The sequence below is a fragment of the Nocardia vinacea genome, assembly GCF_035920345.1.
Taxonomy (GTDB): Bacteria; Actinomycetota; Actinomycetes; order Mycobacteriales; family Mycobacteriaceae; genus Nocardia; species Nocardia vinacea_A.
This window is the reverse complement of record NZ_CP109149.1, coordinates 50,075-66,135: the sequence shown is the minus strand read 5'-3', so window position 1 is coordinate 66,135 and position 16,061 is coordinate 50,075. Positions and strand designations below refer to the sequence as shown.

Sequence of the window (16,061 nt, the reverse complement as noted above, 5' to 3'; positions counted from 1 at the left end):
TATGTATATGACAACCGGCGACGTCATCCGCCGGATCAGGAAATCTATCGGGATGACCCAGACAGAGCTGGGAGGGTTGCTCAACTTCTCTCAGCCCGCAATCTCGGGCTTGGAGCGCGGCGGCCCCGCCTCACACGACGTCCGTGTTCTGCGACTCGTCGCACGCGCGCTTCAGGTTCCGCTTGCCATACTGGTAGTTGAGTCGGACGAGGAGGCAGACGTGGACCGTCGCAACTTCTTCAGAGCAGGGGCACTCGGGGGCGCAGGCGCTGCAATGGTCGCGGCGAACGTGCCAGCCCACGCTGCGTCATCCGGGATAAAAGTCGGCGCCAGCGACGTCGCTCAAATCACGGACAGTATTAACCAGATTCACGAGTTGGATCTCGTTGTTGGCGGTGACCGACTGTGCCATCTGGCGGCTGGCCAGGCTCGCTACGTCCAGCAGTTGCTGGACAGCGGCAGCTACAACGAGTACACCGGCAAAGCGCTGGCCACGGCCACCGCAGAGATGATGACCGCCGCAGGATGGGTGCACTACGACGCGGACCACCGAAACGCCGCCCGCCGCTATTACGCCGACGCAGCCCAGAAGTCCGCCGCAGCAGGCGACGGGATCGCCACATCGCACGCATTGCTCAACGCCAGCATTATCGACCTGGATACGGACGGGCTGGAAGAACTTCCCGGCCGTCAGCCACGCCCGCAGGACTCGGTACATCTAACACAGGCCGCGCAGGATGCCGCTCGTCGAAGCGGTGGCCCGAAGGTGCGCGCACTGACCACTCTTCGCGAGGCACAAGCTCTGGGTGCCGCTTCTGACAAGCCAGCGATGGAGAAGACACTTAGCCGGGCACACCGCGCGTACGAGTCCGGACGAGGGTATGACCCCGACTGGGCATGGCTGCCCGAAGCGGAGTTCAACGGACTAGCCGGCATCTCTTACATGGAAGCTGGCGACTACGACCGGGCTGTGACTTACTTGCAGCAGGCTGTTGCCGGTACCGCGCAATGGCCCCGTGAGCGAAGCGTGTGGCAGCTCGACCTGGCACACAGCTACATCAAGGCTGGCGATGCCGCCCACGGCTGTTCGCTGCTTACGGCGAACTTCAACAGCATCAGCGCGGTTGGGTCCGCTCGATTACAACGCAAGTTGGATGCAATCGCGACTGCGGTACGGCCGCATGCCGCAGTTGCAGAGGTGAAGCAGTTCCTGGGGATGCGCGCAACACTCGCGTAATCCGGACGCACTGAGATCATTCCGACTTTGTCGGAGGGCTGCACCACTCTCGTCCGGTCACCGATCACGCAGCCGTAGCCGATCCGGGAACGATCCTTCACCACGCAGTCCTCCCCCAGCGTGGCGCCTTCGTTCACTACTACCTGGTTGGACAACTGGCTGCGGTCTCCGATCACGACAGGTTCACCGAGCGTGTGCTGCCCGCGTTGCGCGTCTCGGATACGGGCTTCCTTCGGATACCCGAGCGTGCACTGTTCCCCGACGATCACGGACTCGCCGAGTCGGACCGGCGCATACAGTCGCGAGAGCTTCACGCCCGTCACGACATCGACTGTTCGACCAGCCAGTCGACGGTCGTGCTGATCGCTTGGTCTTCGCGTGCCCGGGAGTCGAATCCGTGGTCCGACCCGGCAATCGTGTGCAGCGTGGTGTGTGATCGTGATCGCGCGGCCTGGGCAGCGACGTCATACGACACTGCCGTGTCGTGGTCGCCGTGCACGATCAGCGTCGGCACGTCTGCGGCATGGAAATCATCCAGCGGCTGGCAATGCGCGAACTCGGTGAACAGGACACGGCCGAGCTGGAACTCACCATCGACGAGCAGAAAACCGTTGTCGGCCAGAGATTTCTGCCCAACAGCGCCGAAATTCTCCTCCCCCCACGCCAACTCCGGAACCAGAAAAGTGCGCCGCAGATCTAACACCGGGTTCCACAGCACCAGCCGATAAAGATCGTCGAGCCACGACAGCGACAATGCCGTCGACACGGCACCGAAGCTCGCCGCCACAATCGACATTCGCTGCCCAGCGAATCGCTCACGGACCGCGGTCACTACGGCCTGCAGATCCAAGCATTCACCGGCGATCGTCACCCCCTGCTGCGTTCCACCGCTCGCACCGTGCCCTCGGAAGGAGAACCGCACGACATCGAACCCCCGCGACACCAACTGCTGCGCCAACCGGACGAACATGCCCCCGCCCTCGTCCATGTCCACCGTAATGCCGTGCACCAACAGCACCACCCCTAGTCGGGGCTCGACCGTGCAGTGGTGGACCGCGAAGGCCAGCCGGATACCGTCCACAGAACTCAATTCGAGGCGTTGCACCGGTCAGCTCCCCTTCACTCGGCCCTCGGCGTCGACCACAGGCTGTCCATCGTCTCGTGCGACACCGCCGCGTTCAGCTCTCCCGCCGACGCGAATGCCATGTTCGATTTCATGTTCGCCCTGGTTGGGTCGGCTCCCCTGGCTCGCAGTAGAGGGACAGTGCCGATCGGCTCCGTGCCCGAGGACATGATCGCCCAGTAGATCGCCGGGCATCTTTTTGTCAGTGACGGCGTTGATGTCGGCTCCCGAGTCGAGCAGCAGTGCCACTAGTTCCGGCGTGGCGGCCTGTGCCGCGAAATGCAGTGGTGTCCGGTCGTCGTTGTGTCGAGTATTGACGTCCTCGGTGCCGAGCAAGCGCGGCGCAGCGCCGAGCCGGATACTGTTCTCCCGCAAGATCAGTCGCGCCCTGCCTGCCCGAGCTGTGCGCGCAGACCAACTGGATCGACCCATGTCGCGCAACGCCGCGCGCTCCTCATCGTCCGTACCAGTTCGACAACATCGCGTCACGCCTGGTCCCAGACGACATCGGGAGGTCCGCTGCCTGTCCTCGCGATCGCAGACTCGATCGCGGCCCAGCTGTCCAGGAATGCCATGGTGTGGAACCGGGTGGGTGCGCTCTGCGTCATATAGTTCAGGGGCGAGCTGCACGACGGAGGGAGGCGGGGTGTCCGGGGAGCTCCAGGTCGAGGTGGACCGGCTACGCGAGGCGGCACGATTTACCTCGGGTAAGGCCCAGGCGATCCGAGACGAGCTGAAGAAGCTCGACGACACGATCGGCAAGGAACTTCTCGCCGATGGATGGCAAGGCAAAGCCGCCAGCGCCTACGACGAGTCCTGGCTCGAATGGAAGCACGGTGCCGAGACGGTCATCGCCGCGCTGGAGGAATCCTCGGCAAACCTCGCTGAAGCCGCGAACCAGTACGAGACCCGTGACACGATCAACCAGGATGCGATCACCGGACTACAGGGATTGGATCTGCCGTGACCGGTGATGATTACCGCGTCGACCTCGAACAGCTCGACGCCGCGATCGATACGATGGACAAGTTCGGGCGCACCGTTGAGGGCTGGTTGGGTGAAGTCGACCGGCATATCGCTGACCTGCACCAGACGTGGTCGAGTAAAGCAGCCCAGGCTCAGCGCGCCGCGCACGATAGTTGGATGGCGGGTGCCGCAGAGATGCGGGAAAACCTCGACGAGTTGCGTGAGGTGGCCCGTCGAGCGCACACGAGTTACGCCGCTGCTGTTCAAACGAACGTCGGGATGTGGCCGCAGTGACAACACCGACAGTGCCGCTCATCGTGCACCGAGGGGCTGAATACACCTCTGCCGGTGAGGTTTTCGGCCAGATGTCTACTGACACTGTTACCACCCACTCCGCGTTGGTCGCAGTGCTGACCACGTACGCGGGGATGGCTGGCAGCGACAGCGTCGGCGGCCAGTGGGCGTCAGGCTACGACGAAGCCGCCGAGCTTGCGATATCGACCTCATCCAAACTGGCAACCGCGTGCGGCCAGACCAGGAATCTGATCGTGGCGGGTGCGTACAACCACCAGGTCGCCGAGACAAGCGCGAACCCAGCCGATCAACAACCGCCCACCACACCACAGCTCTCGACCGATCCCTGCCTCCCAGGAGACGCCCCTTCAGCAGCTGGGGACGGAATCCCTGAACCGTTCGGATGGTCCATCATCAAGGACGCCGTCGGGTTCGCCTGGCCCAACGGTCATCAAGACCAATTGAATGCCGCCAAGATTGCCTGGCACACTGCGGCGGCCGACTACCGCACCGTCGCCGGTCTAGCCCCGCAGGCGGTCGAGCTCCTCGAGAATCAACAGTCACCCGAGATCGAGATCGCCGCCAGCACCTGCCAGACCCGGCAAACGGATTTCACCGCGTTGGCCGATGCATGCCAGACACTCGGCGATGCCTGCGGTGAGTACGCCCACCACCTCGACGAGGCGCACCACAAGGTCCTGGAGCAACTACGCGGAATCGCCATCGAAACCGCTGCCGGCGAGGTCGCTTTCGCAGCGCTGGCGCCGTTCACGGCAACGCTGTCCGAATGGGTTGGCAACGCGGCCTTGGCCGGACGTATCGCGATCCGCGCCCGCCGGATCACGACATTCATCGGCGAACTCGCGACGAAGCTGACAAAGCTCATCACCGATGTCGTGAAACCACTTGCTGAACGACTCAAGCCGCTGTTCGAGCGAGTCCGCAACTGGGTCAGCGCCGCCAAGATAAAAATGACTCCGTTCGCACGACGCGACGCCGTCTTAAGGGATGGGCAACTGTTCTCCCGGATGGGACCCCGCACGAACCAGGAGGTTCTCGAAAGCGGAAACCATCTGCCGATGACCCAAGAAACCATCGAAGAATACGCCCGCCGAGCCGGTGTCGACCTCACAGGCATCCGCGTAGACGTAGCAAACTCCGCCGATGATGTGCGCTACTTCGACTACATGGAGGCCAGCGCCAGCACCGCGCCGGGACATATCGCCCTGGCCCCCAGCGCATTTGCCGATGAACAAACACTGCTCCGCAACTTGGTACACGAGCGCGTCCACATCGACCAGTACACACAAGGCAGAGTAGGAACAGGAGTGACCAGAGAGCTCGAAGACGAGGCATACGCCGCCGATGAAGCGTTCTGGCAACGCTATCTCGCTGGGAAGAAAGGAGAATGAGCAGTGAGCGAATTCTATGTTGAAGACATCTTCCCGGTCAGTTTCCGACCGAACCCGTTCGTGGTCGGCCGGGCCGTCGGAGACTTCACAGTGGGCCAACAGGTCGAGCTGCACAAGAAAGACGGAACGACCTACCGGGGAGTTCTGGAAGCGCTCGACTTCCACCAGCCCGCGCCGGGTAAGTTCTCGCTCGTCTTCTCCACCGAGATGTCGTCTCGAATCGAACCCGGCGACATTGTCTACTCGGTTCCCGCTGAGAAAGGTCTGCGCTCACCGTGACTACAGACATCCAGGAATGGGAGCGCCAACTTCAACGAGAACTCACCGAGATCCGCAGCAACAGCCAGCAACTCGCCGCAGCGATCGCTGTGGTACGCGGCCGCAGCGAAGCGCGTGGAGTACTCGTCGAAGTCGACGCCGACGGCGACCTCACCGATCTGCAGATCGCCCCAGGCGCTATGCACTCACCCGGCAGCCAACTCGCCGCAGTGCTGCGAGACTGCCACCGCAAAGCACGAGCTGACGCAAAAGCCAAGGTCAAGCATCTGGTCAACAAAGCCGACCCACGGATCCGCGACCAGCTCGAACGTCTGGGCGGCGAACAGAAAACCCCCGACGAACAGCGTGAGCCGAAATCAGAAGACGAGATACAAGCCGCCGACGACGCCTACTTCGAACGCATGAACCAACAAGGCTGGCGGACTTAACCTACTCAGCAGCAACTACGCAATCGAAACCTCGGTGCGATCGCTATTGAGGTTGATCTGGGTCACAGCCGCGCCGACCCTGCTCAGCCCGAGCGGCGAGGTCTGCGAATCTGCTCCGCTGCCCCGCCAGCGGGGCGAGGTACCCGTTACTCTCGCCGTAGTAGTCAAACAGGCAGGAGTCGCAGACGATCGTGTTGCTCGCACCGGCACCGTAAAGGGCGCCGCCGTCGCGCGCTACGCCGCCTCTGCATTCGGAGCAGAATCCCGGGTATTGGTTACGTTGCATAGCGTTCTCCATGAATGACATTGGTAGGCCAGGACATTCGCCCTCGGAGTTTCTTTGAATGATGCCAGCGGGTACCGACAAGTCACGCAAACTCCGCCTATCCGTACGGCAGTGACCTGACCCCAGGTTTTCGGTCCGGGGAGTGTGAGAGCCTTGCGGCCCACGTAGTGGGCAGGGAGGCTCGAAGACCATGGCGACACGCAAGAGGCACACCCCTGAGCAGGTCGTGCGCAAGCTGAGCGAGGCCGATCGACTGTTGGGCGAGGGCAAAGACATCGCCGACGTGTGCCGGACCCTGCAGATCACCGAGGCCACCTACTACCGCTGGCGCAACCAGTTCGGCGGCCTGAAAGCCGACGACGCCAAACGGTTGAAAGACCTCGAACGCGAAAACTCCACCCTGAAAAGGCTTCTCGCCGAAGCCGAGCTGGAGAAGGCGGCGTTGAAGGAGATCGCCAAGGGAAACTTCTAGACCCGGGACGCCGGCGGGCGGCCGTGGCGCACCTGATGCGCGTGCTGGGCCTCAGCGAACGGTTCGCCTGCCGGGTCACCGGGCAACACCGAAGTACCCAACGTCGGCCATCGGCCGACCAGACTGCGACCGATCCTGATGCAGCGCTGCGTGATTGGTTACGCGACCGGGCGAAAGCGCATCCACGGCAGGGTTTCCGCCGCGCCTATCACGACGCTCGCGGCGAGGGCTGGACGGTCAACCACAAGAAGATCCAACGCCTTTGGCGCGACGAGGGCCTGCGAGTGCCGCAGCGGCGCCGCCGAAAACGCCTGGGCACCTCCACTGCCATGGCGGTGACCGCGAACGCACCGAATCGGGTATGGGCAGTCGATTTCCAATTCGACGCCACCGACGACGGCCGCCCGGTCAAAATCGTCTCGATCGTCGACGAGCACACCCGCGAATGCCTCGGCGGCCTGGTCGAGCGCTCGATCACCGCCGACCGACTCATCGACGAACTCGACCGCATCGCCGTCGACCGCGGCTATCCGGCCGCGCTGCGCTGCGACAACGGCCCCGAGCTGGCGGCCGCGGCGATGGCCGACTGGGCGGGTGAACGAATCGGGCTGGCGTTCATCCCGCCCGGCCAACCCTGGCGCAACGGCTACATCGAATCGTTCAACGGTCGCCTGCGCGATGAATGCCTCAACATCAACAGCTTCTGGTCCCTCACCCAGGCCAGGGTCGTAATCAGCGACTGGAAGGACGAATACAACCACCTCCGAAGACATTCCGCGCTGGGCTACCAGACCCCAGCCCGATACGCTGCAACCTGCATCCACCGATAACCGGCTCTCACACCCGGTGGACCGAATCACGGGGTCCCGTCAGCAGCGATCCGCCCGCTCGCCCGGTTGGTTTACCTGAACAGAGCGGCAAACGGAGACTCCGGTGCCAGCGCTCGCTCCTTCTCCCACCATCGCGGGCCGAGCAACCGATGCTCGGTCTCCCGCAACCCATCTGCCCGTCGCTGGGCAAGGTCGATCGCGGCCCGGTCATCACCGAGCACCTCCACCTCGACGCCCGGGATACCGGTCCAGGTCACAATCTCCTCGGCGACATGATCTACACACCCCGGCGGCATCTCCACCACGCGCCCGCCCTCACCGTCGCGCACCTGCAATCGCAGATCGCGAGCACCGGCCGCGCACACCTGCCCCATCCCGTGACATCGCAGAACCATTCATTGCGCGACATTCGCACCTGCTTGGCCACCTGACACGACTCCACCATCGCCGACTCGGTTACCCCCAGCAACTGCACCGCATGATCACGGGCGCCAGAGGTCGTCTCCGCCAACGTGTCCCGCGGCGCCGCCCACGCCCGCGTGAAATGTCCGACGACCTGCCGGGCATCGTGCACCGACATCTCATCGACAATGCCCGAACTTGCGTGCGCCTCCACGTATACGGCCGAATCGCAGGCGAGGCCGACCGCAGTGCTGTACATCGCTCGGCTCAGGCATTGGCCAAGGTGCTCGGCCGGGAGTGTCAGATAGTCGGTTGATCTGATCTCGGTCTGAAGCGTCGAGCCTGATGGTTCGACGGGAAGGATCGACTGATGTCAGAGACCATCGATGCCGTGGCTGAGGCGATGGATCCGAAGAAGCTGGCCGAGCAACTGCTGGCCCAGGCCAAGGAGCAAGGCGTGGACCTGGTGGGCCCGAACGGGCTGCTGGGCCAGTTGACCAAGACGGTGCTGGAGACCGCTCTCGAAGCGGAGATGACCGAACACGTCGGCTATGAGAAGCATGACCCGGCCGGTCGTGGAACACCCAACTCCCGCAACGGAACTCGGTCGAAGAAGGTGATCACCGAGATCGGGCCGGTCGAGATCGACGTGCCCCGTGACACGAACTCAAGCTTCGAACCGAAGATCGTTCGCAAGCGTCAGCGGCGCCTGAGCGGGGTCGATGAGATCGTTTTGTCGTTGTCAGCCAAGGGATTGACTACCGGGGAGATCGTCTCCCACTTCGAGGAGATCTATGGCACCTCGGTCTCGAAAGATACGATCTCCAAGATCACCGACAAGGTGATCGCCGAGATGACCGAATGGTGCAACCGGCCGCTGGAGCGGGTGTATCCGGTGATCTTCATCGACGCCATCCACGTGAAGATCCGTGATGGGCAGGTCGCCAACCGGCCGATCTATGTCGTTATCGGCGTCACCTGCAACGGGGAACGTGACATCCTCGGACTGTGGGCCGGCGACGGCGGCGAAGGCGCCAAGTTCTGGCTTGCGGTGCTCACCGAGCTCAAAAACCGTGGGGTCGCCGATGTGTGCATCGCGGTCTGCGACGGGCTCAAAGGGCTGCCGGAGGCGATCAACGCCGTGTGGGAACTCGCTGTCGTGCAGACCTGTGTGATCCACCTGCTGCGCAACACATTCCGATACGCGTCTCGCCAGTACTGGGATCAGATGTCGCGTGATCTCAAACCGGTGTACACCGCGGCGACCGAAGCCGCCGCAAAAGAACGCTTCGACGAGTTCGCGGCCAAGTGGGGCACCCGATATCCCGCGATCGTGCGCCTGTGGAACAACGCCTGGACCGAGTTCGTCCCGTTCCTGGACTACGACGTCGAGATCCGACGGATCATCTGCTCCACCAACGCCATCGTTATCTGCAGTGCTTCGAAGGGTGTCTTCGATGTGGAGCACGTGCTGTTGAACCGCTCTGTTGTGCGTGCTGGATGTGGTTATCTACCGCGGTCCAGGAGGCAGATCTCAGGGAGGCGGAGTGCTTGTTACGCGGGTGGTTTCGCCGGTCTCGTCGCGTGAGTCATGGACCGTTCTCGGTGATGACGACCGACCGTTGGGGCCGGTAGAGCGGTATCTGGCGTATTTGACCGATATCGAGCGGTCCCCGAACACGGTCAAGGCGTATGCCCACGACCTGAAGGACTGGTTCGAGTTCCTAACCTTCCGTGGCCTGGACTGGCGGGAAGTGCGTTTGGAAGACCTCGGCGGGTTCGTCGGTTGGCTGAGGCTGCCACCTGCGGCACGAGACGGCAGGGTCACGGTGTTGCCGTCAGTGGCGCACCATTGCACGGAATCGACTGTGAATCGCAAGCTTTCGGCGTTGAGCGCCTTCTACCTCCACGCCGTGCGCCATGGCGTTGACGTCGGAGACTTGCTGGTGTCCTGGCAGCCGGTGGGTCGCGGCAGGGGCGGCTGGAAGCCGTTTCTGCATCACATCAGCAAGGGCGACCCGGTCAAGACCCGAACCATCAAGCTGAAGGCACCAAAGAAGCTACCGCGCGTGCTCGATGTCGTTGAAGCGCAAGCGATCCTGGATTCCTGCGGACGTTTGCGGGACCGCTTCCTATTCGCGGTGCTGCATGAGACCGGTGTCAGGATCGGTGAAGCCTTGGGGCTTCGGCACGAAGACATCGCCGCTGCCGAGCGCGAGTTGACGGTATGTCCACGGGACAACGACAACGGAGCTCGCACGAAATCATCGACCTCGCGCAGCGTTCCGATCAGCGCCCAGCTGGTCCGGTTATATGCCGATTACCTGCATGAGGAATACGGTGATCTCGACAGCGACTATGTGTTCGTCAACCTTTGGGGCCGCCCGCACGGGCACCCGATGACCTACTCGAACGTCTATGACCTGGTCGGGCGGCTGCGCCGCCGCACTGGCATCGACTTCGACCCGCATTGGTGGCGTCACACCGCCGCGACCCGTCTACTTCGAGATGGTGTCCCGATCGAGGTGGTCTCGCGCATCCTTGGCCACGTCGACATCACCACCACCGAAACGGTTTACGGGCACCTCACCGTCGAAGACGCTCGCCGAGTGTTGGAGCGGGCGGGCTGGTTCAACGATCAGGAGGTGCGCTGGTGAACACGCCTGTCACGAAATCCGCACCTGCCTGCTCGGGGTTACTGGCGAAATTGATGGCAGCGGTGAGGCCCGAATTCCGCAGCACTACACTACGGTTCGCCGCCGAGGATCCGGTGTTCGGTGGAGGTCGATGCCGCGTCGAACAGTGCGAGCGAACCGCACGCTCGCGCGGGATGTGTCCCGGTCATCATCAACGCTGGGCCGACGCCGGTCGACCCGATATCGAGGACTTCGCTGCATCGACCGACCACCGTTGGGCGCGGCAGCGTCCGAACATGCGCTGCCGGGTGACTGACTGCGGTTACGGCTGCGCGCGCGGCGGGATGTGTCAGCTGCACGCCCAGCGATGGACCCGGGCGGGTCGCCCCAACCTGCAACAGTGGTTGGCCGAACCGCTGCCGTTCAAGCGGCCCGCACCGGGAGTGACCTGCGCGATCACGTGTTGCGACCTCTGGCCGAAGGCGCAAGGCCCGTTCTGTCATCCCCATGCCGCCACTTGGAAGGTCAACGGACGACCCGATATTGGCGAGTTCGTTCGACGCTTTGACGACATCCAGATTCCGAGCGGGGAGACTATCCGGCTCGATGAACTCGAGGTCGGGATGCGGCTCGAGATGCAGTACGTCTTGCAACACCGTCACGACCAGCGCGAAGGCACCATCACCCCGGACACGGTGATGAGGGTGGTGCGCCTGCTGGCCAACGCGACGGCGTCGTCGCTGCTGGACCTCGACGAATCCGCCTGGCGCGCTCTGGCCGGCGAATACTGGCCACGTGACACACGATCTATCGGTTTCCTGAACTACGCTCGCCGCGTCGTCGAGGATCTCGCCGAGCCGACCGGGTGGGAAACCGAGTATCCACGCGATGCCTGGCGCATGCACCGGCTGGGTTTCGACGGTCGAAGAGTGTTGCGGTTCAACGGTATTGCTCAACCATGGCTGAAAGCATTGGCCAAGCGATGGGTTCGCTGGCGGTTGTCGACCGGGCTCGGGCTCGAAGCCGGCGGCGGACGCCCCGTCCTGGCGATCACCCGATTCTCCCGATTTCTGGACCGCGTCGGCGTCACCGAGATCACCGAGGTGACGCGGCCGGTTCTGGAACGATATCTGGCCGACCTTCGCAGCGAACCCGGCGGCCCGCATCGCCAGGGCACCAACATCGGTCTGCTCAATGGGTTTTTCGCCGCCATCCGCCAACATCGTTGGGACGCACGACTTCCCGCCGAAGCGTCCTTCTTCACACAGGACTATCCCAAGCGCGACGAACGAGCACCCCGAGCGTTGCCCGACAACGTGATGGCCCAGCTCGAACAGCCCATCAACCTCGACCGCTGGGACAACCCCACCTACCGGCTGATCACGCTCATCCTCATGCGCTGCGGACTGCGGATCACCGACACGACGCGGCTGCGCGGCGACTGCGTCGTCACCGACGCCGACGGCGCACCCTATCTGCGCTACTTCAACCACAAAATGAAACGCGACGCCCTGGTTCCTATCGACGAGGAACTCCGCGAGCTGATCAACGGGCAGCGACAGCGCGTTCTCCAACGATGGCAGGCCAGCATCCCATGGTTGTTTCCGCGCCCAACCAAGAACATCACCGGTGAGCACCCCGTCGGCAGTTCCACCTACCGGCTGGCGCTCTATCGCTGGCTCGAGTACTGCGACATCCGCGACGAACACCGCGCCCAGGTGCGCCTGACCCCGCATCAATGGCGTCACACTCTGGGCACCCGACTCATCAACCGTGACGTCCCCCAGGAAGTCGTCCGCAAGATCCTCGACCACGACTCGCCGCAGATGACCGCGCACTACGCCCGCCTGCACGACACGACCGTCCGCCGGCACTGGGAAGCGGCCCGAAAGGTCGACATCAACGGCGACACCGTCAGACTCGACCCGGATGGTCCGCTGGCAGAGGCGGCCTGGGCCAAACAGCGGATCAGCCGCGTCACACAGGCCCTGCCGAACGGGTTCTGCGGTTTGCCGGTCCAGAAGAGCTGCCCGCATGCCAACGCGTGTCTGACCTGCCCCATGTTCATCACAACACCGGAATTCCTTCCCCAGCACCGCAATCAGCGTCAACAGGTTCTCCAGATCATCGACGCCGCCGAGGCCCGAGGCCAGCAGCGCCTCGCCGAGATGAACAAGGGCGTGCTGACCAACCTCAACCAGATCATCGACGCCCTCGACGACGAAACCCGCAGCAACCAGAAGGCGGTCCCCGATGCGAGCTGACAACACCGCACACCTGATCACCGCCGCCCAACGCCGTCACGAACTGACCCGCGCCAAGGCCATCCAAGCTCTTCACGAGCTCGATCAAGCAGGAACAGCGATCACCTTCCAAGCCCTCGCCCAGCACGCCGATGTCTCCCGCTCCTGGCTATACAGCCAGCCCGACATCAAAGACGAAATCCAGAGGATCCGCGCCAGCCAAGGCCTAAACATCAAGGCCGCCATACCATCTCGCCAGCGAGGCAGTGATCAATCGCTGCGTCAGCGGCTCAACATCGCCAACACCCGCATCCGCCAGCTCACCGAGGAGAACCAGAAACTTCGCCGCCAGCTCGAACAGACCCTCGGACAACTTCGCGCCGAGCGATCAACGAAACCAGCTGCACAGCATCGCAATCCGGTAACGATGCGACCGTGCTGAACAGTCGACGCAGCGGCTACGCCGCTGCGTCGACAACACCATCCACAACACATCCGCGCTGGCCACAGCACCGCGCCGACCTCGGACTAGAGATAACGATCGAATCGCTCAACGCCCGCTACCGTCGCGCCATCCGGGCTCGTGGCCACTTCCCGACCGAGCAGGCCGCCCTGAAATGCCTGTATCTGGTGACCCGATCCCTCGACCCCACCGGCCTAGGCAAGGCACGATGGGCAATGAGGTGGAAGCCAGCGCTCAACGCGTTCGCTATCACCTTCGAAGGCCGGATCACCCCGACCGGCAACTAACCAATGCCGAGATCAGATCCGCCGTTCATCTGACAGTCCCGCTCGGCCCGGTGTGCGACCGGCTCGGCGGGTATGTACTGCAGCGCCATCAACCGGTGCGCTCATCGCCAGCCTTTCGCCGCACCGTCGCGCACTCGGCGCTGAGTTCAGCTCTGCATCGGGCTGGAGTGTCCGTTCCTCGACTCAGTTCCCGCAACGCGCGGGTGTACCGGATGCCCTGCGTGTTTGAGCGCTGCCGCGCGGCCTGCTTGCGCCGCTTGTCCCTCGTCATTTCGAGATCAGAACCCCACGCGTCCTACCCTCGATCACGTTGGAGTAGGACACATCAGATACCAACTGCACGTAGTCGTAGACCCCTTGTCCGCCTTGCCGATCGACGTGGGCGATTCGGCGCAGATTCCGGCCGGTGCATCGGCCGTGACCACCCTAGCGCGATGCTCGGCGGTTCGGCTGCGCCGCCTGGTACGGGTCTGCGATGCTCCTGGTAGGGGTCGCCCACTGGTGGAATCATGTATTCAACTGTCGAATTCTCGGACGCCGGTCCGCGGATCGAGATCCGCTCGCAAATCGGCAATACCGCACATTGTCAAGATGTAGGAACCCTTGCCCGGCAAGCGATCAGGGGCGCAGGATGAAGATCAGTTGTGCGACAGGCTATCTGCTCGTGGAGCCACCCGAGATTCGCATCAACCGGTATGTGCATTCTGTCGCTATTTTGTTGGGACGAAGATGGGAACTGGTATCGGTTCGAGCTCAACGACATGCACTATGGCGGTGGCACCGAGCGGTTCAAAGTCGGGACCGTACCCAGTGTCTGGCCGCCCGACCACGAATGGATCGCACCCACCTCCACATTACGTTCGCCGACGAAGCCGAGATCGAGGCTCCGGTGACCTCGGAAACCGGCGCAACGAATCAGCGCTGTGCCGTAGCCGACAAAGTCGCGAAACCCGTTCACAATCAACGGATTCTGCGAGCGGCCTACATCGTCGGGTCAATGGCGACGGCCCGGTCCGCGCACTCGTAGCCGACCACCACAACCTGCTCGGACAGGCCGTAGACCGTGTTGTTGAATCAGCCGACAGCGTCTACTCTCCGGCCGCTGAGCCCTTGCTCAAACCAATCGCCGGATGAAGTGACCGAGGACAGCCCCGGGCCCGACAGAATGCTGCCGCAGCGGCTGCTGTGGCACTGATCGCCGGTAGCCCAGGACACACAATTGTCCGTTCGGCCTGCGGATGCCTCTTCGAGCTGGCATCCTCCAAATAGCAACTGCGACAAGGGGGATCATGAGCACAGTGCCACCGAACTGGTATCCGGACCCTCAGAACGCGGGCTATCTGAGATATTGGGACGGCACAGCCTGGACGGCCGACCGGATGAAGGCTGCGGCAACGGATTCCATCGAGCCGCCCCAGCAAGACACCGCGGAGACTACGAAGGTCCCACTGTTCGGCGCTCGCGCCCACGCGCGAAGACAGTCCGAGGAGTTGGCCGACGCGCTCGCCGAGAACCGAAGACTACGTGCACAACTGGAGCAGTTCGGCGGCCTCGAGATCGCCGGGCTACAGCAGTTTCGTGATCAGCTCGTCGCGCAGGTCAACGACCATCAGGTGCTGCTGGACAATCTGCTCACCCAGGTGACCGACACCCGAGAAGCGCACGTCCTCCAGGAGATCGGCATCTACGAATACCGCCATCCCCTCTCGGATTCGGTTGCCTACCGCGATGCGCTCCGGCACCTGCAGGGTGAAATAAAAGCCCTGGCTCGCCGCGACGGCGGTGCAATCGAGACGCTGAAGGCGTGGGTGGTCGAGGGATCGGTCACCGATGGCCGCAAGATGGTCCGCGAATATTCGAAGCTGATGCTGCGCGCCTACAACGCCGAGACCGAGAACATCGTCCGAGGTCTCAAGCCGTACAAATTACCCAAAGAGCTCGACCGCCTCGACAAGCTCGCCGACACCCTCAATAGGTTCGGCGCGACGATGAAGCTGCGCATAGCTCCTGAATATCACCAGCTCCGGCGCCGCGAACTGGAACTGACCGCCGACCATCTCGAAAAGCTGGCACGTCAGAAAGAGTACGAGCGCGACGAACGTGATCGCCTCCGCGAGGAACGCCGGGCGCACGAGGAATATGCTCGTGAGCAGGCGAAACTCGAACGACGGCAGGAACGGGAGCGCAATGCTCTGACCAGCCTCGAAGCCGAGGGCAAGGCGGATACTGAAGCCGCGAGCAAGCTGCGCGCAAGCCTGGCGGACCTGGAACAGGACATCATCACCGTCAAGACCCGGGCAGCCGATATTCGCGCGGGCTACATCTACGTCATCTCGAATGTCGGCGCGTTCGGCAAGTATGTGGTCCAGATCGGATTGACCCGTCGATTCAATCCGGAGGAGCGGATCGATGACCTCAGCAACTCGTCGGTGCCATTCAGGTACGACCGCCATGTCATGTTCTTCGACAACAACGCCGCCGAAATCGAAGCCGAGCTGCACCGCCGACTGGAGCACAAGCGCATCAACAAGGTCAACCGACGCCGCGAATTCTTCCGCGCCACTCCCGCCGAGGTCAACGAACACCTGCGGGAACTGACGGATACGTACTACGAGTTCACCGAGCGGCCCGAAGCCACCCAATACCACCAGAGCCGCAGCACGGAACGTGATGCGAACCCGCAATGATGCGGAGGAAAGCTAC

The 16,061-nt window shown here is 63.0% G+C and carries 14 protein-coding genes and 2 pseudogenes; 13 read left to right on the top strand and 3 right to left on the bottom strand.

The features are described 5' to 3' along the window. Window positions 1–7: 7 nt before the first annotated feature. Window positions 8–1,237, top strand: coding sequence for a helix-turn-helix domain-containing protein (locus OIE68_RS00280; protein WP_327097358.1), 1,230 nt, complete (start codon window positions 8–10; stop codon window positions 1,235–1,237). Window positions 1,238–1,556: 319 nt separating this feature from the next. Here the strand turns inward: OIE68_RS00280 and OIE68_RS00275 are convergent, their stop codons facing one another. Continuing rightward, the gene (locus OIE68_RS00275) at window positions 1,557–2,342 is read right to left on the bottom strand and encodes an alpha/beta hydrolase (protein ID WP_327097357.1); all 786 of its coding nucleotides are present in this window, start codon (window positions 2,340–2,342) and stop codon (window positions 1,557–1,559) included. Between the two features lie 3 nt (window positions 2,343–2,345). Continuing rightward, window positions 2,346–2,735, bottom strand: a complete 390-nt coding sequence (locus tag OIE68_RS00270; protein WP_327097356.1) for a hypothetical protein — start codon at window positions 2,733–2,735, stop codon at window positions 2,346–2,348. 271 nt (window positions 2,736–3,006) lie between these two features. On the opposite strand from OIE68_RS00270, the gene OIE68_RS00265 reads away from it, so the two are divergent. From OIE68_RS00265 to OIE68_RS00240, 6 genes are all read left to right on the top strand, one after another. After that, complete coding sequence (locus OIE68_RS00265) at window positions 3,007–3,327, top strand: WXG100 family type VII secretion target (RefSeq protein ID WP_327097355.1); 321 nt, start codon at window positions 3,007–3,009, stop codon at window positions 3,325–3,327. Then, on the top strand, window positions 3,324–3,620 hold the full coding sequence (locus OIE68_RS00260; protein WP_327097354.1) for a WXG100 family type VII secretion target: 297 nt from the start codon (window positions 3,324–3,326) through the stop codon (window positions 3,618–3,620). Before OIE68_RS00265 ends, OIE68_RS00260 begins: the two co-directional genes overlap by 4 nt. An 11-nt stretch (window positions 3,621–3,631) precedes the next feature. Then, the gene (locus tag OIE68_RS00255; RefSeq protein ID WP_327097353.1) at window positions 3,632–5,032 is read left to right on the top strand and encodes a hypothetical protein; all 1,401 of its coding nucleotides are present in this window, start codon (window positions 3,632–3,634) and stop codon (window positions 5,030–5,032) included. 3 nt (window positions 5,033–5,035) lie between these two features. Then, window positions 5,036–5,311, top strand: a complete 276-nt coding sequence (locus OIE68_RS00250; RefSeq protein WP_327097352.1) for a hypothetical protein — start codon at window positions 5,036–5,038, stop codon at window positions 5,309–5,311. Beyond that, window positions 5,308–5,739: a YbaB/EbfC family nucleoid-associated protein gene (locus OIE68_RS00245; RefSeq protein ID WP_327097351.1), complete on the top strand. Its 432-nt coding sequence runs from the start codon at window positions 5,308–5,310 to the stop codon at window positions 5,737–5,739. The genes OIE68_RS00250 and OIE68_RS00245 overlap by 4 nt, the downstream gene beginning before the upstream one ends. 476 nt (window positions 5,740–6,215) lie before the next feature. Beyond that, a protein-coding gene (locus OIE68_RS00240) for an IS3 family transposase (protein WP_327097350.1) occupies window positions 6,216–7,327 on the top strand; the annotation gives its coding sequence in 2 pieces (ribosomal slippage) (window positions 6,216–6,483 and window positions 6,483–7,327; 1,113 coding nt in all). A gap of 71 nt (window positions 7,328–7,398) precedes the next feature. Here the strand turns inward: OIE68_RS00240 and OIE68_RS00235 are convergent. Next, window positions 7,399–7,701: a hypothetical protein gene (locus tag OIE68_RS00235; RefSeq protein ID WP_327097349.1), complete on the bottom strand. Its 303-nt coding sequence runs from the start codon at window positions 7,699–7,701 to the stop codon at window positions 7,399–7,401. Window positions 7,702–8,132: 431 nt separating this feature from the next. Between OIE68_RS00235 and OIE68_RS00230 the strand changes: the two are divergent. The 6 genes and pseudogenes from OIE68_RS00230 to OIE68_RS00205 all read left to right on the top strand — a co-directional run. After that, window positions 8,133–9,155 (top strand): annotated as a pseudogene (locus OIE68_RS00230) (IS256 family transposase); the annotation flags it as partial. Window positions 9,156–9,276: 121 nt separating this feature from the next. Beyond that, on the top strand, window positions 9,277–10,386 hold the full coding sequence (locus OIE68_RS00225; RefSeq protein WP_327097348.1) for a site-specific integrase: 1,110 nt from the start codon (window positions 9,277–9,279) through the stop codon (window positions 10,384–10,386). Window positions 10,387–10,439: 53 nt separating this feature from the next. Next, complete coding sequence (locus tag OIE68_RS00220) at window positions 10,440–12,629, top strand: site-specific integrase (RefSeq protein ID WP_327101540.1); 2,190 nt, start codon at window positions 10,440–10,442, stop codon at window positions 12,627–12,629. Next, complete coding sequence (locus OIE68_RS00215; protein WP_327097347.1) at window positions 12,619–13,050, top strand: DUF6262 family protein; 432 nt, start codon at window positions 12,619–12,621, stop codon at window positions 13,048–13,050. The genes OIE68_RS00220 and OIE68_RS00215 overlap by 11 nt, the downstream gene beginning before the upstream one ends. A gap of 98 nt (window positions 13,051–13,148) precedes the next feature. Continuing rightward, a pseudogene (locus OIE68_RS00210) lies at window positions 13,149–13,358 on the top strand (transposase); the annotation flags it as partial. Window positions 13,359–14,647: 1,289 nt separating this feature from the next. Beyond that, the gene (locus tag OIE68_RS00205) at window positions 14,648–16,045 is read left to right on the top strand and encodes a DUF4041 domain-containing protein (RefSeq protein ID WP_327097346.1); all 1,398 of its coding nucleotides are present in this window, start codon (window positions 14,648–14,650) and stop codon (window positions 16,043–16,045) included. The last annotated feature ends 16 nt before the right edge of the window (window positions 16,046–16,061 follow it).